Origin of the sequence: Cellulosimicrobium sp. 22598 (assembly GCF_052044445.1) — a bacterium.
In the GTDB taxonomy this organism is placed as follows: domain Bacteria; phylum Actinomycetota; class Actinomycetes; order Actinomycetales; family Cellulomonadaceae; genus Cellulosimicrobium; species Cellulosimicrobium cellulans_G.
The window spans coordinates 143,141-159,604 of the sequence record NZ_JBQEMZ010000002.1 but is presented as its reverse complement, the minus strand read 5'-3'; the positions used below and the strand labels follow the sequence as shown (position 1 = coordinate 159,604).

15 protein-coding genes are annotated in these 16,464 nt (G+C 75.8%); 6 read left to right on the top strand and 9 right to left on the bottom strand.

Features of this window, described 5'->3' with window-relative positions:
* Window positions 1-178: 178 nt before the first annotated feature.
* The 5 genes from nirB (at window position 179) to ACTJIY_RS03195 (ending at window position 6,831) form a co-directional block, all read left to right on the top strand.
* The gene (gene nirB / locus ACTJIY_RS03215; RefSeq protein ID WP_440673352.1) at window positions 179-2,911 is read left to right on the top strand and encodes a nitrite reductase large subunit NirB; all 2,733 of its coding nucleotides are present in this window, start codon (window positions 179-181) and stop codon (window positions 2,909-2,911) included.
* Window positions 2,908-3,366, top strand: coding sequence for a nitrite reductase small subunit NirD (nirD, locus tag ACTJIY_RS03210; RefSeq protein ID WP_440673353.1), 459 nt, complete (start codon window positions 2,908-2,910; stop codon window positions 3,364-3,366). Before nirB ends, nirD begins: the two co-directional genes overlap by 4 nt.
* The gene (gene cobA, locus ACTJIY_RS03205; protein WP_440673354.1) at window positions 3,363-4,721 is read left to right on the top strand and encodes a uroporphyrinogen-III C-methyltransferase; all 1,359 of its coding nucleotides are present in this window, start codon (window positions 3,363-3,365) and stop codon (window positions 4,719-4,721) included. The genes nirD and cobA overlap by 4 nt, the downstream gene beginning before the upstream one ends.
* A 119-nt stretch (window positions 4,722-4,840) precedes the next feature.
* Window positions 4,841-5,932, top strand: a complete 1,092-nt coding sequence (locus ACTJIY_RS03200; RefSeq protein ID WP_353709557.1) for a uroporphyrinogen-III synthase — start codon at window positions 4,841-4,843, stop codon at window positions 5,930-5,932.
* Window positions 5,929-6,831, top strand: a complete 903-nt coding sequence (locus ACTJIY_RS03195) for a sirohydrochlorin chelatase (RefSeq protein ID WP_440673355.1) — start codon at window positions 5,929-5,931, stop codon at window positions 6,829-6,831. Before ACTJIY_RS03200 ends, ACTJIY_RS03195 begins: the two co-directional genes overlap by 4 nt.
* Before the next feature lie 117 nt (window positions 6,832-6,948).
* Here the strand turns inward: ACTJIY_RS03195 and ACTJIY_RS03190 are convergent, their stop codons facing one another.
* Complete coding sequence (locus tag ACTJIY_RS03190) at window positions 6,949-8,454, bottom strand: MFS transporter (protein ID WP_353707218.1); 1,506 nt, start codon at window positions 8,452-8,454, stop codon at window positions 6,949-6,951.
* Complete coding sequence (locus ACTJIY_RS03185; RefSeq protein ID WP_440673356.1) at window positions 8,451-9,491, bottom strand: alcohol dehydrogenase catalytic domain-containing protein; 1,041 nt, start codon at window positions 9,489-9,491, stop codon at window positions 8,451-8,453. The genes ACTJIY_RS03190 and ACTJIY_RS03185 overlap by 4 nt, the downstream gene beginning before the upstream one ends.
* 149 nt (window positions 9,492-9,640) lie before the next feature.
* Between ACTJIY_RS03185 and soxR the strand changes: the two genes are divergently transcribed.
* Window positions 9,641-10,111, top strand: a complete 471-nt coding sequence (gene soxR / locus ACTJIY_RS03180; protein ID WP_253052128.1) for a redox-sensitive transcriptional activator SoxR — start codon at window positions 9,641-9,643, stop codon at window positions 10,109-10,111.
* 4 nt (window positions 10,112-10,115) lie between these two features.
* Here soxR and ACTJIY_RS03175 read toward each other — a convergent pair whose 3' ends face one another.
* From ACTJIY_RS03175 to ACTJIY_RS03145, 7 genes are all read right to left on the bottom strand, one after another.
* Entirely contained in the window at window positions 10,116-10,838 is a 723-nt protein-coding gene (locus ACTJIY_RS03175) for a GNAT family N-acetyltransferase (protein ID WP_440673357.1), read from the bottom strand.
* Between the two features lie 109 nt (window positions 10,839-10,947).
* Entirely contained in the window at window positions 10,948-11,583 is a 636-nt protein-coding gene (locus tag ACTJIY_RS03170) for a nitroreductase family protein (RefSeq protein ID WP_440673358.1), read from the bottom strand.
* A 156-nt stretch (window positions 11,584-11,739) separates the two neighbouring features.
* Window positions 11,740-12,783 (bottom strand): hypothetical protein, encoded by a 1,044-nt coding sequence (locus ACTJIY_RS03165; protein ID WP_440673359.1) that lies wholly within the window; start codon window positions 12,781-12,783, stop codon window positions 11,740-11,742.
* The gene (locus tag ACTJIY_RS03160; protein ID WP_440673360.1) at window positions 12,780-13,964 is read right to left on the bottom strand and encodes a vWA domain-containing protein; all 1,185 of its coding nucleotides are present in this window, start codon (window positions 13,962-13,964) and stop codon (window positions 12,780-12,782) included. Before ACTJIY_RS03160 ends, ACTJIY_RS03165 begins: the two co-directional genes overlap by 4 nt.
* A gap of 7 nt (window positions 13,965-13,971) precedes the next feature.
* A complete protein-coding gene (locus tag ACTJIY_RS03155; protein ID WP_440673361.1) occupies window positions 13,972-15,066 on the bottom strand; it encodes a vWA domain-containing protein in 1,095 nt (364 codons plus the stop codon).
* A complete protein-coding gene (locus tag ACTJIY_RS03150) occupies window positions 15,060-15,563 on the bottom strand; it encodes a hypothetical protein (protein WP_440673362.1) in 504 nt (167 codons plus the stop codon). The genes ACTJIY_RS03155 and ACTJIY_RS03150 overlap by 7 nt, the downstream gene beginning before the upstream one ends.
* A complete protein-coding gene (locus tag ACTJIY_RS03145) occupies window positions 15,550-16,452 on the bottom strand; it encodes a DUF58 domain-containing protein (protein WP_253052142.1) in 903 nt (300 codons plus the stop codon). The genes ACTJIY_RS03150 and ACTJIY_RS03145 overlap by 14 nt, the downstream gene beginning before the upstream one ends.
* Window positions 16,453-16,464 lie beyond the last annotated feature (12 nt).

Sequence of the window (16,464 nt, the reverse complement as noted above, 5' to 3'; positions counted from 1 at the left end):
CCGCTCCGCCGACCTCACACGGCGGTGCGGCGCCGGGTGAGAACACCGTTACGGACGGGCAACGGACGGGGCACGGCCGCGAAACCGCCTGTCCGTAGCGTCGTCAGCACCGTCCCGGGAGCCCTCGTCGGACCCGCGGGCGGGTGACCGATCTGCCCCGACGCCCCAGGAGCCCGACGTGACCGGACCTCAGACCGATCCCGCCCCCGCGCACAGCGCTCCCGCTGCCCCCCGGCACCTCGTCGTCGTCGGCGGCGGCATGGTCGCCCAGCGGCTCGTCGAGGCGCTGCGTGCCCGCGACACCGACGGCGCGTGGCGCGTCTCGCTCTTCGCCGAGGAGCCGCGCAAGCCGTACGACCGCGTCGCCCTGACGAGCTACTTCTCGGCCCGCGACGCCGAGGAGCTCACGCTCGGCGACCCGGCCCTGTGGGACGACCCGCTCGTCACGCTGTACCGCGACTGCGCGGTGACGTCGATCGACCGCGACGCGCAGACCGTCACCGACCGCCTCGGACGGGTGCACGCCTACGACGAGCTCGTCCTCGCGACGGGGTCGAGCGCCGCGATGCCCCCCATCCCGGGCAACGACCTCCCGGGCGTGTTCGTCTACCGCACGATCGACGACGTCGCGGCCCTGCGCGGGTGGGTCGAGGAGAAGCGTCGGCACGCGACGACCGAGGGCGGCTGGGAGCGCCCCGTCCGCGGCGCGGTGATCGGCGGCGGCCTCCTGGGCCTCGAGGCGGCGGGCGCGCTCAAGGCGCTCGGCGCGCAAGCCACGGTCATCCAGTTCGGCACGCACCTGATGGACGCGCAGATCGACCTGGGCGGCGGCGAGGCGCTCAAGCGGCTCATCAACGGCATGGGCATCGCGGTCCGCTGCAGCACCGGGACCCAGGAGATGAAGGTCTCCCGGAAGACCGGCCACGTGGGCCGGCTCGACTTCGCCGACGGCGGCCGGCTCGACGTGGACGTCGTCGTCGTCGCGACGGGCGTGCGACCGCGCGACGAGCTCGCGCGCTCGGCAGGGCTCGCGATCGGGGAGCGGGGCGGCGCCGTCGTCGACCTGGCGTGCCGCACCGAGGACGAGCACGTGTGGGCCGTGGGCGAGGTCGCGTGCATCGAGGGTCGGTGCATCGGCCTGGTCGCGCCGGGCTACGCCATGGCGGAGGTCGTCGCGGACCGCCTGCTCGGCGGCGAGGCGACGTTCCCGGGCGCGGACACGGCGACCAAGCTCAAGCTCCAGGGTGTCGACGTCGCGAGCTTCGGCGACGCGTTCGGCCGCGCCGAGGGCGCGATGGAGCTCGTCTGGGCCGACCCGGTCGCGGGCGTCTACAAGAAGCTGGTCCTGTCCGACGACGCGCGCACGCTCCTGGGCGGCGTGTTCGTCGGCGACGCGGCGCCGTACGCGTCGCTGCGGCCGATGCTGGGGACGGAGCTGCCCGGCGACCCGGGGCTGTTCCTGCTCCCCGAGGGGTCCGGGGGCGGGGCGCCGAGCCTCGAGCTGCCCGACGACGCCACGGTCTGCTCGTGCAACAACGTCAGCGCGGGCACGATCCGCGGCGCGGTCACCGAGCACGGGTGCACCGACCTCGCGGGCGTCAAGGCGTGCACGCGCGCGGGGACGAGCTGCGGGTCGTGCCTGCCGCTCGTCAAGAAAATCACCACGACCGAGCTCGCCCGGGCCGGCGTCGAGGTCTCGAACGCGCTGTGCGAGCACTTCGACCTCTCCCGTGCGCAGCTCTTCGACGCCGTGCGCGTCGCGGACCTGCACACGTTCAGCGAGATCGTCGGGCGGTTCGGTCGTGTGCCGGAACCTGTGACGGACACCCACGGCGCCGTGCTCGTCCGCGACGCCGGGCGCGGCTGCGACATCTGCAAGCCCACGATCGCGTCGATCCTCGCGTCGCTCGGCAACGGGCACATCCTCGACGGCGAGCAGGCGACGCTCCAGGACACCAACGACCACGTCATGGCGAACATGCAGAAGGACGGCACGTACTCCGTCGTCCCGCGCATCCCCGGCGGCGAGATCACGCCCGACGGGCTGCTCGTCATCGGCCAGGTCGCCAAGGACTTCGGGCTCTACACGAAGATCACGGGCGGACAGCGCATCGACATGTTCGGCGCGCGCATCGAGCAGCTCCCGCACATCTGGCGCCGGCTCGTGGAGCACGGGTTCGAGTCGGGGCACGCGTACGGCAAGTCGCTACGCACCGTGAAGTCGTGCGTCGGGTCCACGTGGTGCCGGTTCGGCGTGCAGGACTCGGTGGGCATGGCCGTCGAGCTCGAGCTGCGCTACCGCGGGCTGCGCTCGCCCCACAAGCTCAAGCTCGGCGTCTCCGGGTGCGCGCGCGAGTGCGCCGAGGCGCGCGGCAAGGACGTCGGCGTCATCGCGACGGACAAGGGCTGGAACGTCTACGTCGGCGGCAACGGCGGGTTCACGCCCCGGCACGCGCAGCTCCTCGCCGAGGACCTGGACGACGAGGCGCTCGTCCGGACCATCGACCGCTTCCTCATGTACTACGTCCGCACGGCCGACCGCCTTCAGCGCACGGCCGCGTGGGTCGAGGACTACGAGGGCGGCCTCGACGCGATCCGCGAGGTGATCGTGGAGGACTCGCTCGGCCTCGGCGCCGACCTCGACGCCGCGATGGCCCGCCACGTCGGCGACTACGAGGACGAGTGGCGCGCGGTCCTCGAGGACCCGGAGAAGCTGCGTCGCTTCGGCTCGTTCGTCAACGCGCCCGCCGAGCCCGACCCCGACCTCGCGTACGTCACCGAGCGCGGCCAGATCCGGCCCGCGACGGCGGACGAGCGCGCCGCCCTGGAGGAGGCCCGTGCCGCGGGTCTCGCCACCGTCCCCGCCGGCCCCGTGGTGATCGCCGGCACGACCCTGGAGGTCCGTCGATGAGCGTCGTGTCCGCAGAGCAGGCCGTGCCCCCCGGGGAGACGGCCACGTCGGCGACCGCGGAGTGGGAGCGGGTGTGCCTGCTGCGCGACCTCCTCGTCGAGCGCGGCGTCGCCGCCCTCGTGGGCGGGGTGCAGGTCGCCCTGTTCCGCCTCCCCGACGACACGGTGCGCGTCGTGCAGCAGCGTGACCCGTACTCGGGGGCGAACGTCATGTCGCGCGGGATCGTCGGGACGCGCGGCGGCGTCCCGACCGTCGCCGGGCCCATGTACAAGCAGGTCTTCGACCTCGCGACCGGGCGCTGCCTCGAGGCCGCCGGGTACGTCCCGGTCCAGGGCCTCGCCCCGGACCTGGCGACGTGGCCCGCCGAGGTGCGCGACGGCGTCGTGCACGTGGGGACGCGCCCCCTCGCCGCCGCGGACCCCACGGCCGACGACGCCTCGGACGGTGCGCCGTGACGACGCTCCTGGGCCTCGACCTCGCCGGGCGCACGGTCCTCGTCGCGGGCGGCGGGCCCGTCGCCGCCCGCCGTGCGCGGGCCATGGCCGACGACGGCGCCCACGTCCGCGTCGTCGCGCCGCAGGTCTGCGAGGACCTGCGCGACCTCGTCGCGGCCTCGCTGAGTGCGGGGTATCTGTCGTCGATCCGTCCTCGGGACGACAGACACCCCGCACCCGGCGGAGGGGGCGTCACCTGGGCGCCGCGCGAGGTGCGCGAGTCCGACGTCGAGGACGCGTGGCTCGTGCTCGCGGCGACGGACGACTCGGGGACCAACCGCGACGTCGCCGCGTGGGCGGCCGCGCGCCGCACCTGGTGCGTCAACGCCGGGGCCGCGCACGAGGGCACCGCGCGCACGCCTGCGACGACCCACAGCGGCGACGTGCTCGTCGGGGTCGTCACGGACGTCCCCGCGGCGCACCTGTCGCCGGACCGCCGCGCTGGGGCGCGACGAGCGGCTGACGGCGCGGCCGAGCGGCGCGGCGCGGACCCGCGGCGGGCCCGCGCGGTGCGCGACGCGATCGCCGAGCACCTGCGCTCCGGCGGCGCCGACCAGCGGCGCCACCGGCCGGCCGACGGCGGGCTCGGGCGCGTGACGCTCGTCGGTGGCGGGCCGGGCGCCGTCGACCTGCTCACCCTCCGGGGGCGCCGGGCGCTCGCGGAGGCGGACGTCGTCGTCGCGGACCGGCTCGGGCCGGTCGACGTGCTCGACGAGCTCGCGCCCGGTGTCGAGGTGATCGACGTCGGCAAGACGCCCGGCAACCACCCGGTGCCGCAGCACGAGATCAACGCGATCCTCGTGGAGCAGGCGCAGCGCGGACGGCGCGTCGTGCGGCTCAAGGGCGGCGACCCGTTCGTCTACGGGCGCGGCGGCGAGGAGGTGATCGCGTGCCGCGAGGCGGGCGTGCCGGTCGACGTCGTGCCGGGCGTGTCGAGCGCGCTGAGCGTCCCCGCGCTGGCGGGCATCCCGCTCACGCACCGGGGGACGGTGGCCGCGTTCCACGTGATCAGCGGGCACGACGGGCTCGACGCCGCCGCGCTGGCCGGGGTGCGCGACCGCACGGCTACGCTGGTGGTCCTCATGGGTGTCTCGCAGCTCGCACGCATCACGGCCCAGGCCCTCGGCGCCGGGGCCGACCCCGCGCTGCCCGTCGCGATCGTGGAGAGCGGCTCGACGCCGCACCAGCGCGTCACGCGGGCCCCGCTCGGCGAGATCGTGGCGCACGCCGCCCAGGCAGGTGTCCGCCCCCCGGCGATCATCGTCATGGGAGACGTCGCCGCCGAGGGACGGCTCGACCCGGCGACGGTCGCGTGACCGGCAGCACTGAGATCGACCCGCCCGTCGCGACGTCGACCCACGGAGGGTCGATCTCGGACGCTCGGGTCGATCTCGCGTCCGACCCTGGCGTCGACCGCCCCGCCCTCGGCCAGGTCATGGCCGGCTGCACCGTGCTCGTCACGGCCGACCGCCGCAAGAGCGAGCTCGCCGCCGCCCTCCAGCGCCGGGGTGCCGAGGTCCGCCACGCGCCCGCGCTGAGCATGATCCCGCACGCCGACGACGAGCAGCTCCTCGCAGGGACGCGCGACCTCGTCGAGCACCCGCCGGACGTCGTCGTCGTGACGACCGGCATCGGCTTCCGCTCGTGGGTCGAGGCCGCCGACGCGCACGGCCTCGCCGACCGCCTGCTCGAGGTGCTCGCCGACGCGCGGATCGTCGCGCGCGGGCCCAAGGCGCGCGGCGCGATCCAGGCCGCCGGGCTCACGGCCGACTGGGTCGCCGAGTCCGAGACCTCGGCGGAGATCGCCGACGTGCTGCTCGGCGAGGGCGTCGCCGGGCTGCGCATCGCCGTCCAGCACCACGGCGCCGGGGCCGACGGCCTCGACGTCGTGTTCGCCGAGGCGGGCGCCGAGGTCGCGAGCCTCGTCGTCTACCGCTGGGGGCCGCCGCCCGACCCCGAGGCGCTGCGCGCGTCCGTCGAGGCCGCGGCCGTCGGGGAGATCGACGCCGTCGTGTTCACCTCCGCGCCCGGGGCCGAGGCGTGGCTGAGCGCGGCCGAGGAGCACGGCGTGGGCCGCCTCGTCGTGTCGCGGTTCCGGGACGGGTCCATGGTCGCGGCGGCCGTCGGGCCGATCACCGCGAAGCCGCTCGAGCACCGCGGGGTCACTCCGCTCCAGCCCGAGCGCGGGCGGTTGGGTGCGCTCGTGCGCACGCTCGTCGCGCACTACGAGCAGGCCGAGACCGTCGCGCTCGCGACCGTCGCCGGCGCGCTCCAGATCCGCTCGCGCGTCGCCGTGCTCGACGGCGAGGTGCTCCCCCTCTCGCCCAGCAGCCTCGAGGTGCTGCGCCTCCTCGCCGCGCGCCGCGGCGAGGTCGTCACGCGCGACGACGTGCTCGACGTCCTGCCCGGCGACTCGCGCGACCCCCACGCGGCCGAGGTCGCCGTCGCGCGCCTGCGCGAGGCGACCGGCCGGCGCGACCTCGTCAAGACCGTCGTCAAGCGCGGATATCGATTGGAGCTCGCATGAGCGCGGAGAGCCCGGCCTTCTTCGGAGGCGCTGTCCCGTCGGAAGCGTCGCCCGGCTCGGGGGCGTCGTCCGACACCGGGCCGGAGGTCGCCGACGGCGGGACGCTCGGCGCCGCGCCCGTGCTGATCGGCTGCTCGCACGGCACGAGCGACCTCACCGGCCGCGACGTGATCCGTGCGCTCCTCGACGACGTGCGCGCCGCGCGCCCCGACCTCGACGTCCGCGAGGCGTTCGTCGACGTGCAGCAGCCCGAGGTCGCGGACGTCGTGACGTCGGTCGTCGCCCCGTCCGCGGCGACGGACGACCCGGGACGCTCCGCGACGAGCACCGCCGACGGCTCCGTGGTCGACGGCGCACGGCCGGGCGACGCGGTCGTCGTGCCGCTGCTGCTCTCCGGCGGGTTCCACGTGAGCGTCGACGTCGCGGCGGCGGTCGAGGACCGCGGCCCCGGGAGCGGTCGGGCCGCGGCAGGCACGCCGCTCGGCCCCGACCCGCGCCTCGCGGACCTCCTCGCCGAGCGGCTGGCGGAGGCCGGGCTGCGCCCGGGCGACGCCGTCGTGATCGCCGCCGCGGGGTCCAGCCGGCCCGGCGCCGCGCGCGACGTCGAGGAGCTCGCCGCACGGCTCCGCGAGCGCGTCCCCCACTCCGTCACGGTGGGCTACGGCGCCATGGCCGCACCGTCCGTGCCCGACGCCGTCGCCGCCGCCCGCGCCGACCTCGCCCCGGGCGCGCGCGTCGTCGTCGCGGCCTACCTGCTCGCGCCGGGCTTCTTCTACGACCGCGTCCTCGAGGCGGGCGGCGACGTCGTCACCGCCCCGCTGGCCCCCGACCCCCGGCTCACCGAGATCGTCCTCGACCGCTACACCACCGCCGCGGCGACCCTCGCCGCGCCGAGATAGCACCCGGGCCCCGCCCACCAAGACCCCCGGTCCGGCGAGGTAGAGCCCTGGTCGGTCGAGTGAGAACCAGGGCTCTACCTCGCCGGACCACCGTTCTCCCTCGATCCGACCGGGGTCCTACCTCGTGAGGGTCGGGCGGGTGCGGGGGGCGAGGAGGGCGACGCCGGCGGCGAGAAGCACCGTGACGCCGAAGCAGACGACGTACGACGCGAGGCCGAGCGTCGGGTGCAGGGCCCACAGGAGCGACCCGGTGACGGCGAGCGCGGTGGCGGCCGCGACGGCGTCGGAGACCTGGAGCGCGGAGGAGTTGGCGCCCTGCTCCGCCACGGGCGAGAGCTCGAGCGTCAGCACCGACAGGGTCGGGTGGGTCATGCCCATGCCGAGACCGGCGAGGGTCCACGCGACCATGCCGACGACGGGCGGCACGGCGGTCCACGCGAGCAGCGCCGCGCCGCCGATGCCGAGCGCGACGAGCGTCCCGCCGAGGCGCACGTAGCCGGCGTGCTGGAGTCCCCACGTCGCGCGGCCGCGCAGCCAGGACCCGGTCGACCAGCCGACGGCGCCGAACGTGAGCACCGCACCGGCGAGCGACGGCGCGAGCCCGCGCTCGTGGGAGAGCAGGAGCGGGAGCAGCACCTCGGCGCCGGTGAACGCGGCGGCGACGAGCCCGCGGATCGCGATGACGCTCGGCAGGCCGCGCGCGGCGCGGGTCGTGCCCGGGGGCAGGAGCCGCGGGACGGCGAGCGCGACGGCCGCGAGCGACGCGACGAGGAGAGCGGCGAGCCCGAGCCCGCGGAGCTGGCCCGCGTAGTTGAGCGCCCCGATCCCGACGGCGGCCACGACGGCCCAGGCGAGCGACGCCTGGCGCGCGGTCCGGTCGAGAGGTGACTCGGCGTCGTCGGTCCCGTCCGGAGGGACGTCCTCCGACGGGGCGGAGACGTCGTCGGACGCCGGGGACGCGGCGTCGTCGGGGGCCGAGCCGCGGGCGGCGCGCATCCCCGGGCGCATGAGGATCAGCGCCGGGACGGCGAGCACCGGGACCGCGAGGAAGACCCAGCGCCAGCCGACGTGCTCGACGACGAGCCCCGCGATGGCCGGGCCGACGATCGACGGGACGACCCACGCGGCGGCGAACGCGGCGAAGACCTTCGGCCGCCGGTCGGTGGGGAACACGCGTGCCACGAGCACGTAGAGCGCGACGATGTACAGGCCCGTCCCGACGCCCTGGAGCACGCGGCCCGCGACGAGGACGAGCATGTCCTGCGCGAGTCCCGCCACCAGCAGGCCCGCGAGGAAGAGCCCGATGCCGGTCCACAGGGGCGTCGTCGGGCCGGCACGGTCGCTCCAGCGGCCCGACGCGACCATCCCGACGACGCTCGACGCGAGCGACGCGGCGAACGCGAGCGTGTAGAGGGTGAGGCCGTCGAGCTCGACGGCGACGGTCGGCATGGCGGTCGCGACGGCGAGCGCCTCGAACGCGCCGAGGAACACGAACGCGACCATGCCGAACAGGACGGTGCGCTGGGTCCCGGGGGCGAGCGCCGCGCCGGCCGCGGGTACGGCGGGGGCGTCGGGGGTGCCGTACGTCGGCGCGTCGGCGTCGGTGCGGGGCTCCGCCGTCATACGAGAACGACCTTTCCGGTGGTGGCGCGCGCTTCGAGCTCGCGGTGAGCGCGCGCTGCCTCCGCGAGGGGTACCTGGTGCGTGACGACGTGCCACGTCCCGTCCGCCGCGAGCGCGAGCGCGCGCTCCTGCAGGTCGAACAGGTCTCCCCAGGGTCGGGCCTGGGGTCCCACGGCCCACCGTACGTCCCGCGCGACCGCTCCCGCACCGGGATTCGGGACGTTCCCGGCGCCGTGGTCGACGTCACCGGCGCGGTTCGGTGCGCCCGAGGACCACCCGAAGAGCACGAGACGCGCGTCGGGGGCGAGGAGCGTCGCGGCCTCCGTGCCTGCGTCCCCGCCCACGCCGTCGAGCAGGACGGTCGCCCCGTCGGGGGAGTGCTGCCCGACGGCGGCCCGCGCCTCGTCGAGCCAGCCCTCGGCCCGGTAGTCGATCACGACGAGCCGCTCGGCGTCCGGCTTTCGACCGAGCCCGCGGACGAGCGCGACCTTCTCCGGGCCGCCGGCGAGCGCGACGACCCGTGCGCCGATCGCGAGCGCGCTCTGCACGAGGAGCGTGCCGAGCCCGCCGGCCGCGGCGGTGACGAGCACGGTGTCGGTCGCGCCGAGCTCGGCGAGGTCGAGGATGCCGACGGCGGTGCGGCCGGTCCCGATCATCGCGATCGCGTCGGGCGCCGTGACGTGGTCGGGGATGCGGTGCAGCAGCTCGACGGGGACGGCGGCGAGCCGCGCGTACCCGCCGCCGTCGGGCGTGGCGCCGAGGTGGGCCGCGACGCGGCGCCCGCGCCACGCCGCGTCGACCCCGGGCCCGACGGCCTCCACGACCCCGGCGACCTCGCGTCCCGGGATCGTGGGCAGGGTGGGCAGCGGGAGCGGGCCGCCCGCCGCCTCGCCCCGACGCAGGGTGGTGTCGAGCAGGTGGACGCCGTGCGCCCGGACGGCGACGAGGACCTCGCCGGGTCCGGGGACGGGGTCGGGGACCTGGTCGAGGACGAGGTTCTCGGGCGGTCCGAACGCGTGCAGGCGGATGGCGTCCACGGGTGTGCTCCCTTAGTGGCGACGGGCCGCGCCGGAGCGGCGGCACGCGACCCGGTCCGGGCGCGCCCTGCTAGTCTCGAACCTCAACAAATGTTGAGGTCAAGCAGTCCGCCGCGAGCCGCGCGGCGGCCGTCCGGCGAGGAGCCCGCGTGCCCGACGACGTCCCGTCCCCGAGCGACGAGCTCACCGTCGGCCAGCTCGCCGCGCGCAGCGGCGTCGCCGTGTCCGCGCTGCACTTCTACGAGCGCGAGGGGCTCATCACGAGCCGCCGGACCCCCGGCAACCAGCGGCGCTTCGCGCGCGAGACGCTGCGCCGGGTCGCGTTCGTGCGCGCGTCCCAGCGCGTCGGCATCCCGCTCGCGCGCATCCGCGCCGCGCTCGCGACGCTGCCCGGCGACCGCACGCCGACGGCCAAGGACTGGCACCGCCTCTCGGCGGGATGGCACGCCGACCTCGACGCGCGCATCGAGCAGCTCACGCGGCTGCGCGACCACCTCACGGACTGCATCGGCTGCGGGTGCCTGTCGCTGCGCAAGTGTGTCCTCGTCAACCCGCACGACGCGCTCGCCGACGAGGGCCCCGGCCCGCGGACCCTGCTCGTGGACGGGATCGAGGACTGAGGCCTCAGGCCGGCGCGAGCAGGGACCCGAAGCTCGTGCGGCGGCGCAGCGCGAACCCGAGCCGCTCGTACACGGCGATCGCGCCGGTGTTCTCGGCCGCGGCGTGCAGGAACGCGCGGTCGCCCCGCTCCTGCACGTGGAACGCGACGTCGCGGACGAGGCGGGACGCGAGGCCGCGTCCCCGGTGCGCGGCGTCGGTCGTCACGGCGCTGATCTCCGTCCAGCCTGCGGGGTGCAGGCGCTCGCCCGCCATCGCGACGAGCCGGCCGGCGTCGTCCCGGAACCCGACGTAGCGCCCGAGCAGGTAGGTGCGCGCCTCGAACGGCCCCGGCCGGCTGCGCTCGACGAGCGCGAGCATGTCCGGCACGTCGGCCGCACCGAGCACGACCGCCTCCGGGTCGGGACGGGTGACCAGGCGCTCGGTCTCGACGAGCTGGACCCCCTCCACGCGGGCCTCGAGCGTCCAGCCCGTCGGCAGGTCGACGCCCTGGGGCGGCGCCGAGAAGCGTCCGCCCGGCCCGACGAGCGTGGCGATCGCGTCCCACACCCCGGGCTCGTCCCACGAGCGCACGCCCGTGATGGGCGAGACGTCGGCCGGGTAGCGCCGCGCGAGGTCGTCGCCCTCGGCGAGGTGCGCGTGGGCGCCGGTGAGGGCGCTCCACGACGGGTTGTCCAGGGCGGCGTCGTCGACGCCGGTGGCGCCGGTCTGCGTGCTCGTCGCGGTCATCGTGCTCCTCCTCGCCCGGTCGCCCGGGTGCGTGCCGTCGTCACGGTCGTCCGACCGTGCGTCTCCTCGGGGGCGAACGCTCGCGGGCGCGCGCCTCTTCCAGGTGCGCTCAGCCCTCCCACCGGTCCCGGTGGACGACCTCCGCGAGGGGCCGACGGCGCGGCTCGGACCAGCGCCCGCGAGCCGGGTAGCCGAGCGGGACCAGGCCCATCGTCAGGGCGTCGTCGGGCAGGCCGAGCAGCGCGGCGACGTCGGTCTCGCGGACCGTGTGGAAGGTCGTGAGCGTCGTCCCCAGCCCGTAGGCCCGGGCGGCGAGCACGAGGTTCTGCACCGCGCCGTAGATCGAGGCGCCGAGCCGGGGGTCCGTCGAGCCCGCCGCGTTCCGCAGCACCGGTACGACCCACACCGGTGCCTCCTCCAGGTGCAGGGCCAGGTGCTCGACGGCGCGGAAGCCCGCGTCGCTCACGCCCGCGTCGTCGGTCGCGGCTCCGAGGACGGCGTCGCGCCGGTCTCCGTACGCGGCACGCCATCCCTCGCGGTACCACTCGGCGACCTGCGCCTTGGTCGCCGGGTCCCGCACGACGACCCACGCCCACTGCTGGCGGTTGCCCCCGCTGGGGCCGCGGACCGCGGCGTCGAGGATCGCGTCGAGCACGTCGTCCGGCACCGGGTCCGGCGCGAGGTAGCGGCGCGACGGCGTCGAGTGGAGCGCTCGAAGGACGGTCAGATCCTCAGGTGTGGTCACGGTCGCCGAGGGTACGGGCCACCGTCCGGCGCGCTCGCGGGTCCCGGCCGCCGTCTCGCAGGGTGGTCACGCCTGCGGCACGTCCTGGTCCACGGGCGTCGGACGGGGGAGCGGGTGGTCACGGAACGGCTGCCCACCCGCGGGGGCCGGGGCCGCTCACCAGTTCTTGGTGCCGCTCCCGCTGCCGTCTCCCGGGTCGCTGCCGGTCCCGGGCTGGTCGCCGTAGAGGTCGCGGTACTCCTGCTCGAGCCGCTCCTGCTCCTCGCGCGCCTCCGAGCCCTGCTGCTGGAGCTCCTCCTGGCGCTGCCGCTCCTCGCGCTCGGCCTGGCTCTGCTGGCCGTCGCCCTCCGAGCCCTCGCCGCCCGAGGCATCCGACTGCTCGTCGCCCTCGGAGCCCTCGCCCTCCTGCGTGTCCCCGCCGCCCTCGTTCTCCGGCTGCGAGTCCTGCGCCTGCTGCTGCTTGTCCTGGAGGCGCTGCTGCGCGGCCTCGTTCTGCTCCTCCTGCTCGGGCGTCTGCTCGGACTCCCCGCAGTCGGGCCAGCCGCGGATCTGCTCGGCCGTCGCGTACTCCTGCTCGGCGTACTCGTACCAGTCCTGGACGTCCTGGCGCAGCTCCTCCGGGTCGGGCTCCTCGCTCCCGTCGCCGTACGGGTCGAGGACCTCCTCGTCGTACGGCAGCCCCGCGTCGCGGGCGGCGATCGCCTCCTCGACGAGCGCGAGCTCGGCCGCCTTGCCCTCCGCGTACGCCATGTCGCCGTCGCCCTGGATCTCGTACGCGAGCGACAGGTTCGTCTGGATCATGCAGCGTTCCTCGGGGCTCTCGTGCTCCGCGAGGTCGTACGCGCGGTCGAGGGACGTGATCGCGTCGTACAGCGCCCACGAGTCCTCGGACCGGGCGAGCGCCGTCCCGTGGTTGTAGTGCGCCTTCCACGGCTCGACGATGTTGAGGACCCGCTGGATCCCGTAGTAGTCCGCCGCGGTCGTCGCCTCCCCGGCCTCGTAGCGGTCCTTGGCCGTCGCGGCGATCGGCGCGAGGAGGGCCAGCTTGATCCCGAGGACGACGAGCGCGAGCACGACGGGCAGCGTCCCGACGAGCCACCAGGTGCGCCGGCGCAGCCGCGCGGCGCGCAGGGCCGCGACACCCGTCGGGCGCGGCTTCCGCCGCCCCGTCGGGGGCGTCGGGGGAGAGGGCCAGGTCATCGACGCACCTCCACCCGGTCCGCCGTGGGGGTGCCCGACGGCGACCGGTCGCCGTCGCCGTGCGCGCCCGGTTCCCCAGCGCCCGGGCCGGGCGCGGGTCCGCCGGTCGCCGACGCCCGGGCCGTCGTCGGGCGCACGAGCGAGCGGCTGGCCGAGCGCGACCAGAACCACGCCTCGAGGCCGAGCAGCGCGACGAGCGCGAGCGCGAACGGCCAGACGACGGGGCGGTACGCCGTGACGTCGCGCCGGCCGTCGGCCGCGACCTGCTGCGGGTCGACGCCCGCGACGAGCGACGCCGTCTCCGACGGCTCCTGCCGGTGCACGTACGGGACGCCGAGCTGGTCCGCGAGCGTGGTGAGCGACTCGTCGTCGAGCACGGACAGCGCCTCCACGGGCTCGCCGTCCTCGCTCGGCTGCGACCAGTCGATGATGTACTCCGCCTCCTCGGGCTCGACGTCGGGGTCGTACTCCTTCATCCGGCCGCCCTCGGCGGTGCCGTAGCCGAGCACGGCGCCGCCGTCGACGAGCGGCGCCAGGTCGGCGAACGACCGCGGCTCGCCCTCCGCCGTCTGCTCGCCGTCGCTGAGGAAGAAGACGAGGCGCACGTTCGCCGGGTGCTGCTCGGCGGACCCCTGGAGCGCGGAGCGCAGCTCGTCGAGGGGCCGGTCGGTGAGGGAGCCCTGCGAGTACCGCGTGATCTCGCGGTGGAACGTGTCGGCCCACGACGTGATCGCGCGCGCGTCGGTCGTCAGGGGGAGCTGGCGCGAGGCCTGCGAGTCGAACGAGATGATCGAGTACCGGGCGCCGGGGATCGCCTCGGTGAGGCTCCTGATGTCGTGCCGCACGCCGTCGAGCCGCTCCTGGCCGCCCTCGGGCCCGTAGTCCTCGGCCGCCATGGACCCGGTGCGGTCGACGACGAAGAACATGTCGACGTTCGCGACCGACGTGTCGCGGTCCGTCGACGCGACCGACGGCGCGAGCCCGATGATCCCGAGCAGGACCACCGCTCCGGCGCGGCGCAGCCAGGCCGCGCGCGGCGCGCCCGGGCGCGGGGCGCCGTCGGGCCCGGGGCGCCCCGCCACGACCGCCTGCCACACCGCGAGGCCGAGCAGGGGCAGGACGAGCAGCGCGAGCGCCCACACGGGCACGAGCGGCTGGAGGGTCAGCCCGGCGAGGTTCATCGGTCCGTCACTCCTTCACCCGCCACGCGACCACGAGCAGCAGCGCGACGCCGAGGACCGCGACGAGGAACCAGCCCGCGGGCCGGTCCGTGACGATCACCTCGGGCGACGCGTCGAGCTCGACCGCCTGCTGCGCGACGACGTCGTCCACCATGCCCTGCACCGCGGCCGGGTCGTCGGCGAGGAAGTAGAGCCCGCCGCCGTCCTCGACCGTGCTGCGGTACTCGCTCTCCTCCGGGGTGCCCTCGTAGCGCTGCGACCCGCCGAAGATCCCGTGCAGCGTGATGTCGCGCGACGCGACGAGGTCGGCGGCCTGGGGGAGCGTGTAGATCGGCTCGCCCGAGACGTAGTTGTCGGTCGCGAGGATGATCGAGCGCGAGCGCTCCGTGTCCTCCGCGTCGAACTGGAGGGCACAGCTCGCGAGCCCGTCGCCGATGAGGCTCGCACCGGAGAGGTTCGCCGTCGTCCCGGCGGTGAACTGCGCGTACTCGAGGATCTCCGCGTCGTCCGACCCGCCGGTGTAGTCGAACGTCGACGGGTCCTTGTCGAGCGCCTCGATGCCGCCCTGGAGCTCCTCCTGCACGAGCGTGTAGTCGTCCGTGAGGGGGAAGACCGTGCGCGACGACGAGTTGAAGATCGACAGCGCGATCCGCTCGCCCTCGAAGTTGTCCACGAGCTCCTGGAACACCTTGAGCACGGCGCCGTCGTACTCGATCATCGAGCCCGACACGTCCAGGCACAGCACGATGTCGCGCGTGCCGAGGCGGTCGACGACGACGTCCGTCTCGACCGGGCGTGCCGCGACGGCGCCCGCCCCGACGACGGCGACGAGCAGCCCCGCCGCCGTGAGCCCCTGCAGCACGCGGTAGCGCCGCACCCACGCGGCGAACGCCGGCACGCGCGCGAGGTAGTCGGAGTTCGCGACCCAGAGCACGTCGGCGTCGGCGTCACGTCTCCGGCGGTGCCGGGCGAGCCACCAGGCGACCACGCCGGCGGCGAGCACGGCGACGACGAGCACGCCCCACAGCCACGGCCACAGGATGGACGCGCCCTGGGGACCGGGCACGACGGCGGCGCTCGTCGCGAGCGCGTGCCTCACCATCCGCGCACCACCGATCGGGCACGGTCGATCGAGTCCTCCGCGTCGGTCGCGCGCGCGGCGGGGTCGTTGTCGTGGTCCGCGAACGACGGCCGGTAGTACCGCGCGATGACCTGCGTGAGGCGTCCCGCCTCGCCGATCTGCTGGATCTCCGAGAGCGTCATGGACGACGCGTCCTGTCCCAGCCGACCGGTCGCGAAGCCGCGCATCTCGGCCGAGAGCGCGAGGTGCAGCGCGCGCTCGTCGAGCTCGCCGGCGCGGTAGCGCTCGGCGACGAGGTCGAGGCGTCGCTCGTACTCGGCGCGGAGGGCCGCGTACGGGTCGTAGGGGCCGGTGGGGAGGAGGGGCGCGGCGGGCGGCACGGCCTTCTCCGCCGCGCTCGCGCGCGTCAGCCAGATCACGAGGAACACGACGGCGGCCGCCGCGAGGATCAGCACGATCCCCAGGACGGTCCACCACCCCGAGTAGCCCACGGGGTCGACGAGCTCATCGACGGGCACGCTTCTGCCTCCCCAGGAGCTCGACGAACCGCTGCACGACGTCGTCCGACCCCTCCACGAGCACGCCCTCGACCTGGAGCGCGCGCAGCCGCTCCGCGACCTCGGCCCGCCGCGCGGCGAGAGCCTGGGCCGCGGACGCGGCGAGCGCGGCCCGGCCGCGCAGGAACGCCGGCAGGCGCAGCGTCCCGTCCACGTCCGCGACCTCGCCCGTGGCGTGCGGCCCCGCACCCGCGCCGACGGGGGACAGGTCCGCGATCTGGACGACCATGACCTCGTGGCGCACGCGCAACGACCGCAGGAGCTGCTCGTGCTCGGCTCCCGGGCGCGCCTCGTCGGTCACGACCACGACCAGCGAGCGGCGCCGGAACGCGGACCGGGCGCGGTCGAGCGGGCGCGCGAGGTCGCTCGCGGGCGCGTCGGGCCGCCACAGGTCCTCCACCGTGCGCAGCAGCACCTCGAGGTCCTGCGTGCTCGCGCGGGGCGGGAGCTGGACGAGCCGCCGGGCGTCGCCCGCGACGAGCGCGACACGGTCGCCCCGGTCGCGCGCGAGGTACGCGACGAGCGCGCAGCAGAAGCTCGCGATCTCCGCCTTGGTCTCGCCGCTCGGGGCGGTCGCGCCCATCGTGCGGCCGGTGTCGACCACGAGCACGAGGTTGAGGTTCGACTCGCGCACGAACCGGCGGATGATCGGGAGCCCCGCGCGCGCCGACGACTTCCAGTCGATGTCGCCGACGTCCTCGCCGGGCGCGTACAGGTGCAGGTCGTCGAAGTCCTGGCCGTGCCCCTTGAAGACCGACCGGTGCCGTCCCTCGAGCAGGCCGGACGCCCGGCGCGCGACCGGGAGGTCGAGCCGGGCCCGGACCTGGGCGAGACGGGAGACGTCGGGCACGTGGTGCTCTCT

What these genes read in the sequence shown, in the direction of transcription:
- nirD (WP_440673353.1), top strand. Translation starts at nt 2,908, where the DNA reads ATGAGCGTCGTGTCCGCAGAGCAGGCCGTGCCCCCCGGGGAGACGGCC.
- ACTJIY_RS03200 (WP_353709557.1), top strand. Translation starts at nt 4,841, where the DNA reads ATGGCCGGCTGCACCGTGCTCGTCACGGCCGACCGCCGCAAGAGCGAG.
- ACTJIY_RS03195 (WP_440673355.1), top strand. Translation starts at nt 5,929, where the DNA reads ATGAGCGCGGAGAGCCCGGCCTTCTTCGGAGGCGCTGTCCCGTCGGAA.
- ACTJIY_RS03190 (WP_353707218.1), bottom strand. Translation starts at nt 8,454, where the DNA reads ATGACGGCGGAGCCCCGCACCGACGCCGACGCGCCGACGTACGGCACC.
- ACTJIY_RS03175 (WP_440673357.1), bottom strand. Translation starts at nt 10,838, where the DNA reads ATGACCGCGACGAGCACGCAGACCGGCGCCACCGGCGTCGACGACGCC.
- ACTJIY_RS03165 (WP_440673359.1), bottom strand. Translation starts at nt 12,783, where the DNA reads ATGACCTGGCCCTCTCCCCCGACGCCCCCGACGGGGCGGCGGAAGCCG.
- ACTJIY_RS03160 (WP_440673360.1), bottom strand. Translation starts at nt 13,964, where the DNA reads ATGAACCTCGCCGGGCTGACCCTCCAGCCGCTCGTGCCCGTGTGGGCG.
- ACTJIY_RS03155 (WP_440673361.1), bottom strand. Translation starts at nt 15,066, where the DNA reads ATGGTGAGGCACGCGCTCGCGACGAGCGCCGCCGTCGTGCCCGGTCCC.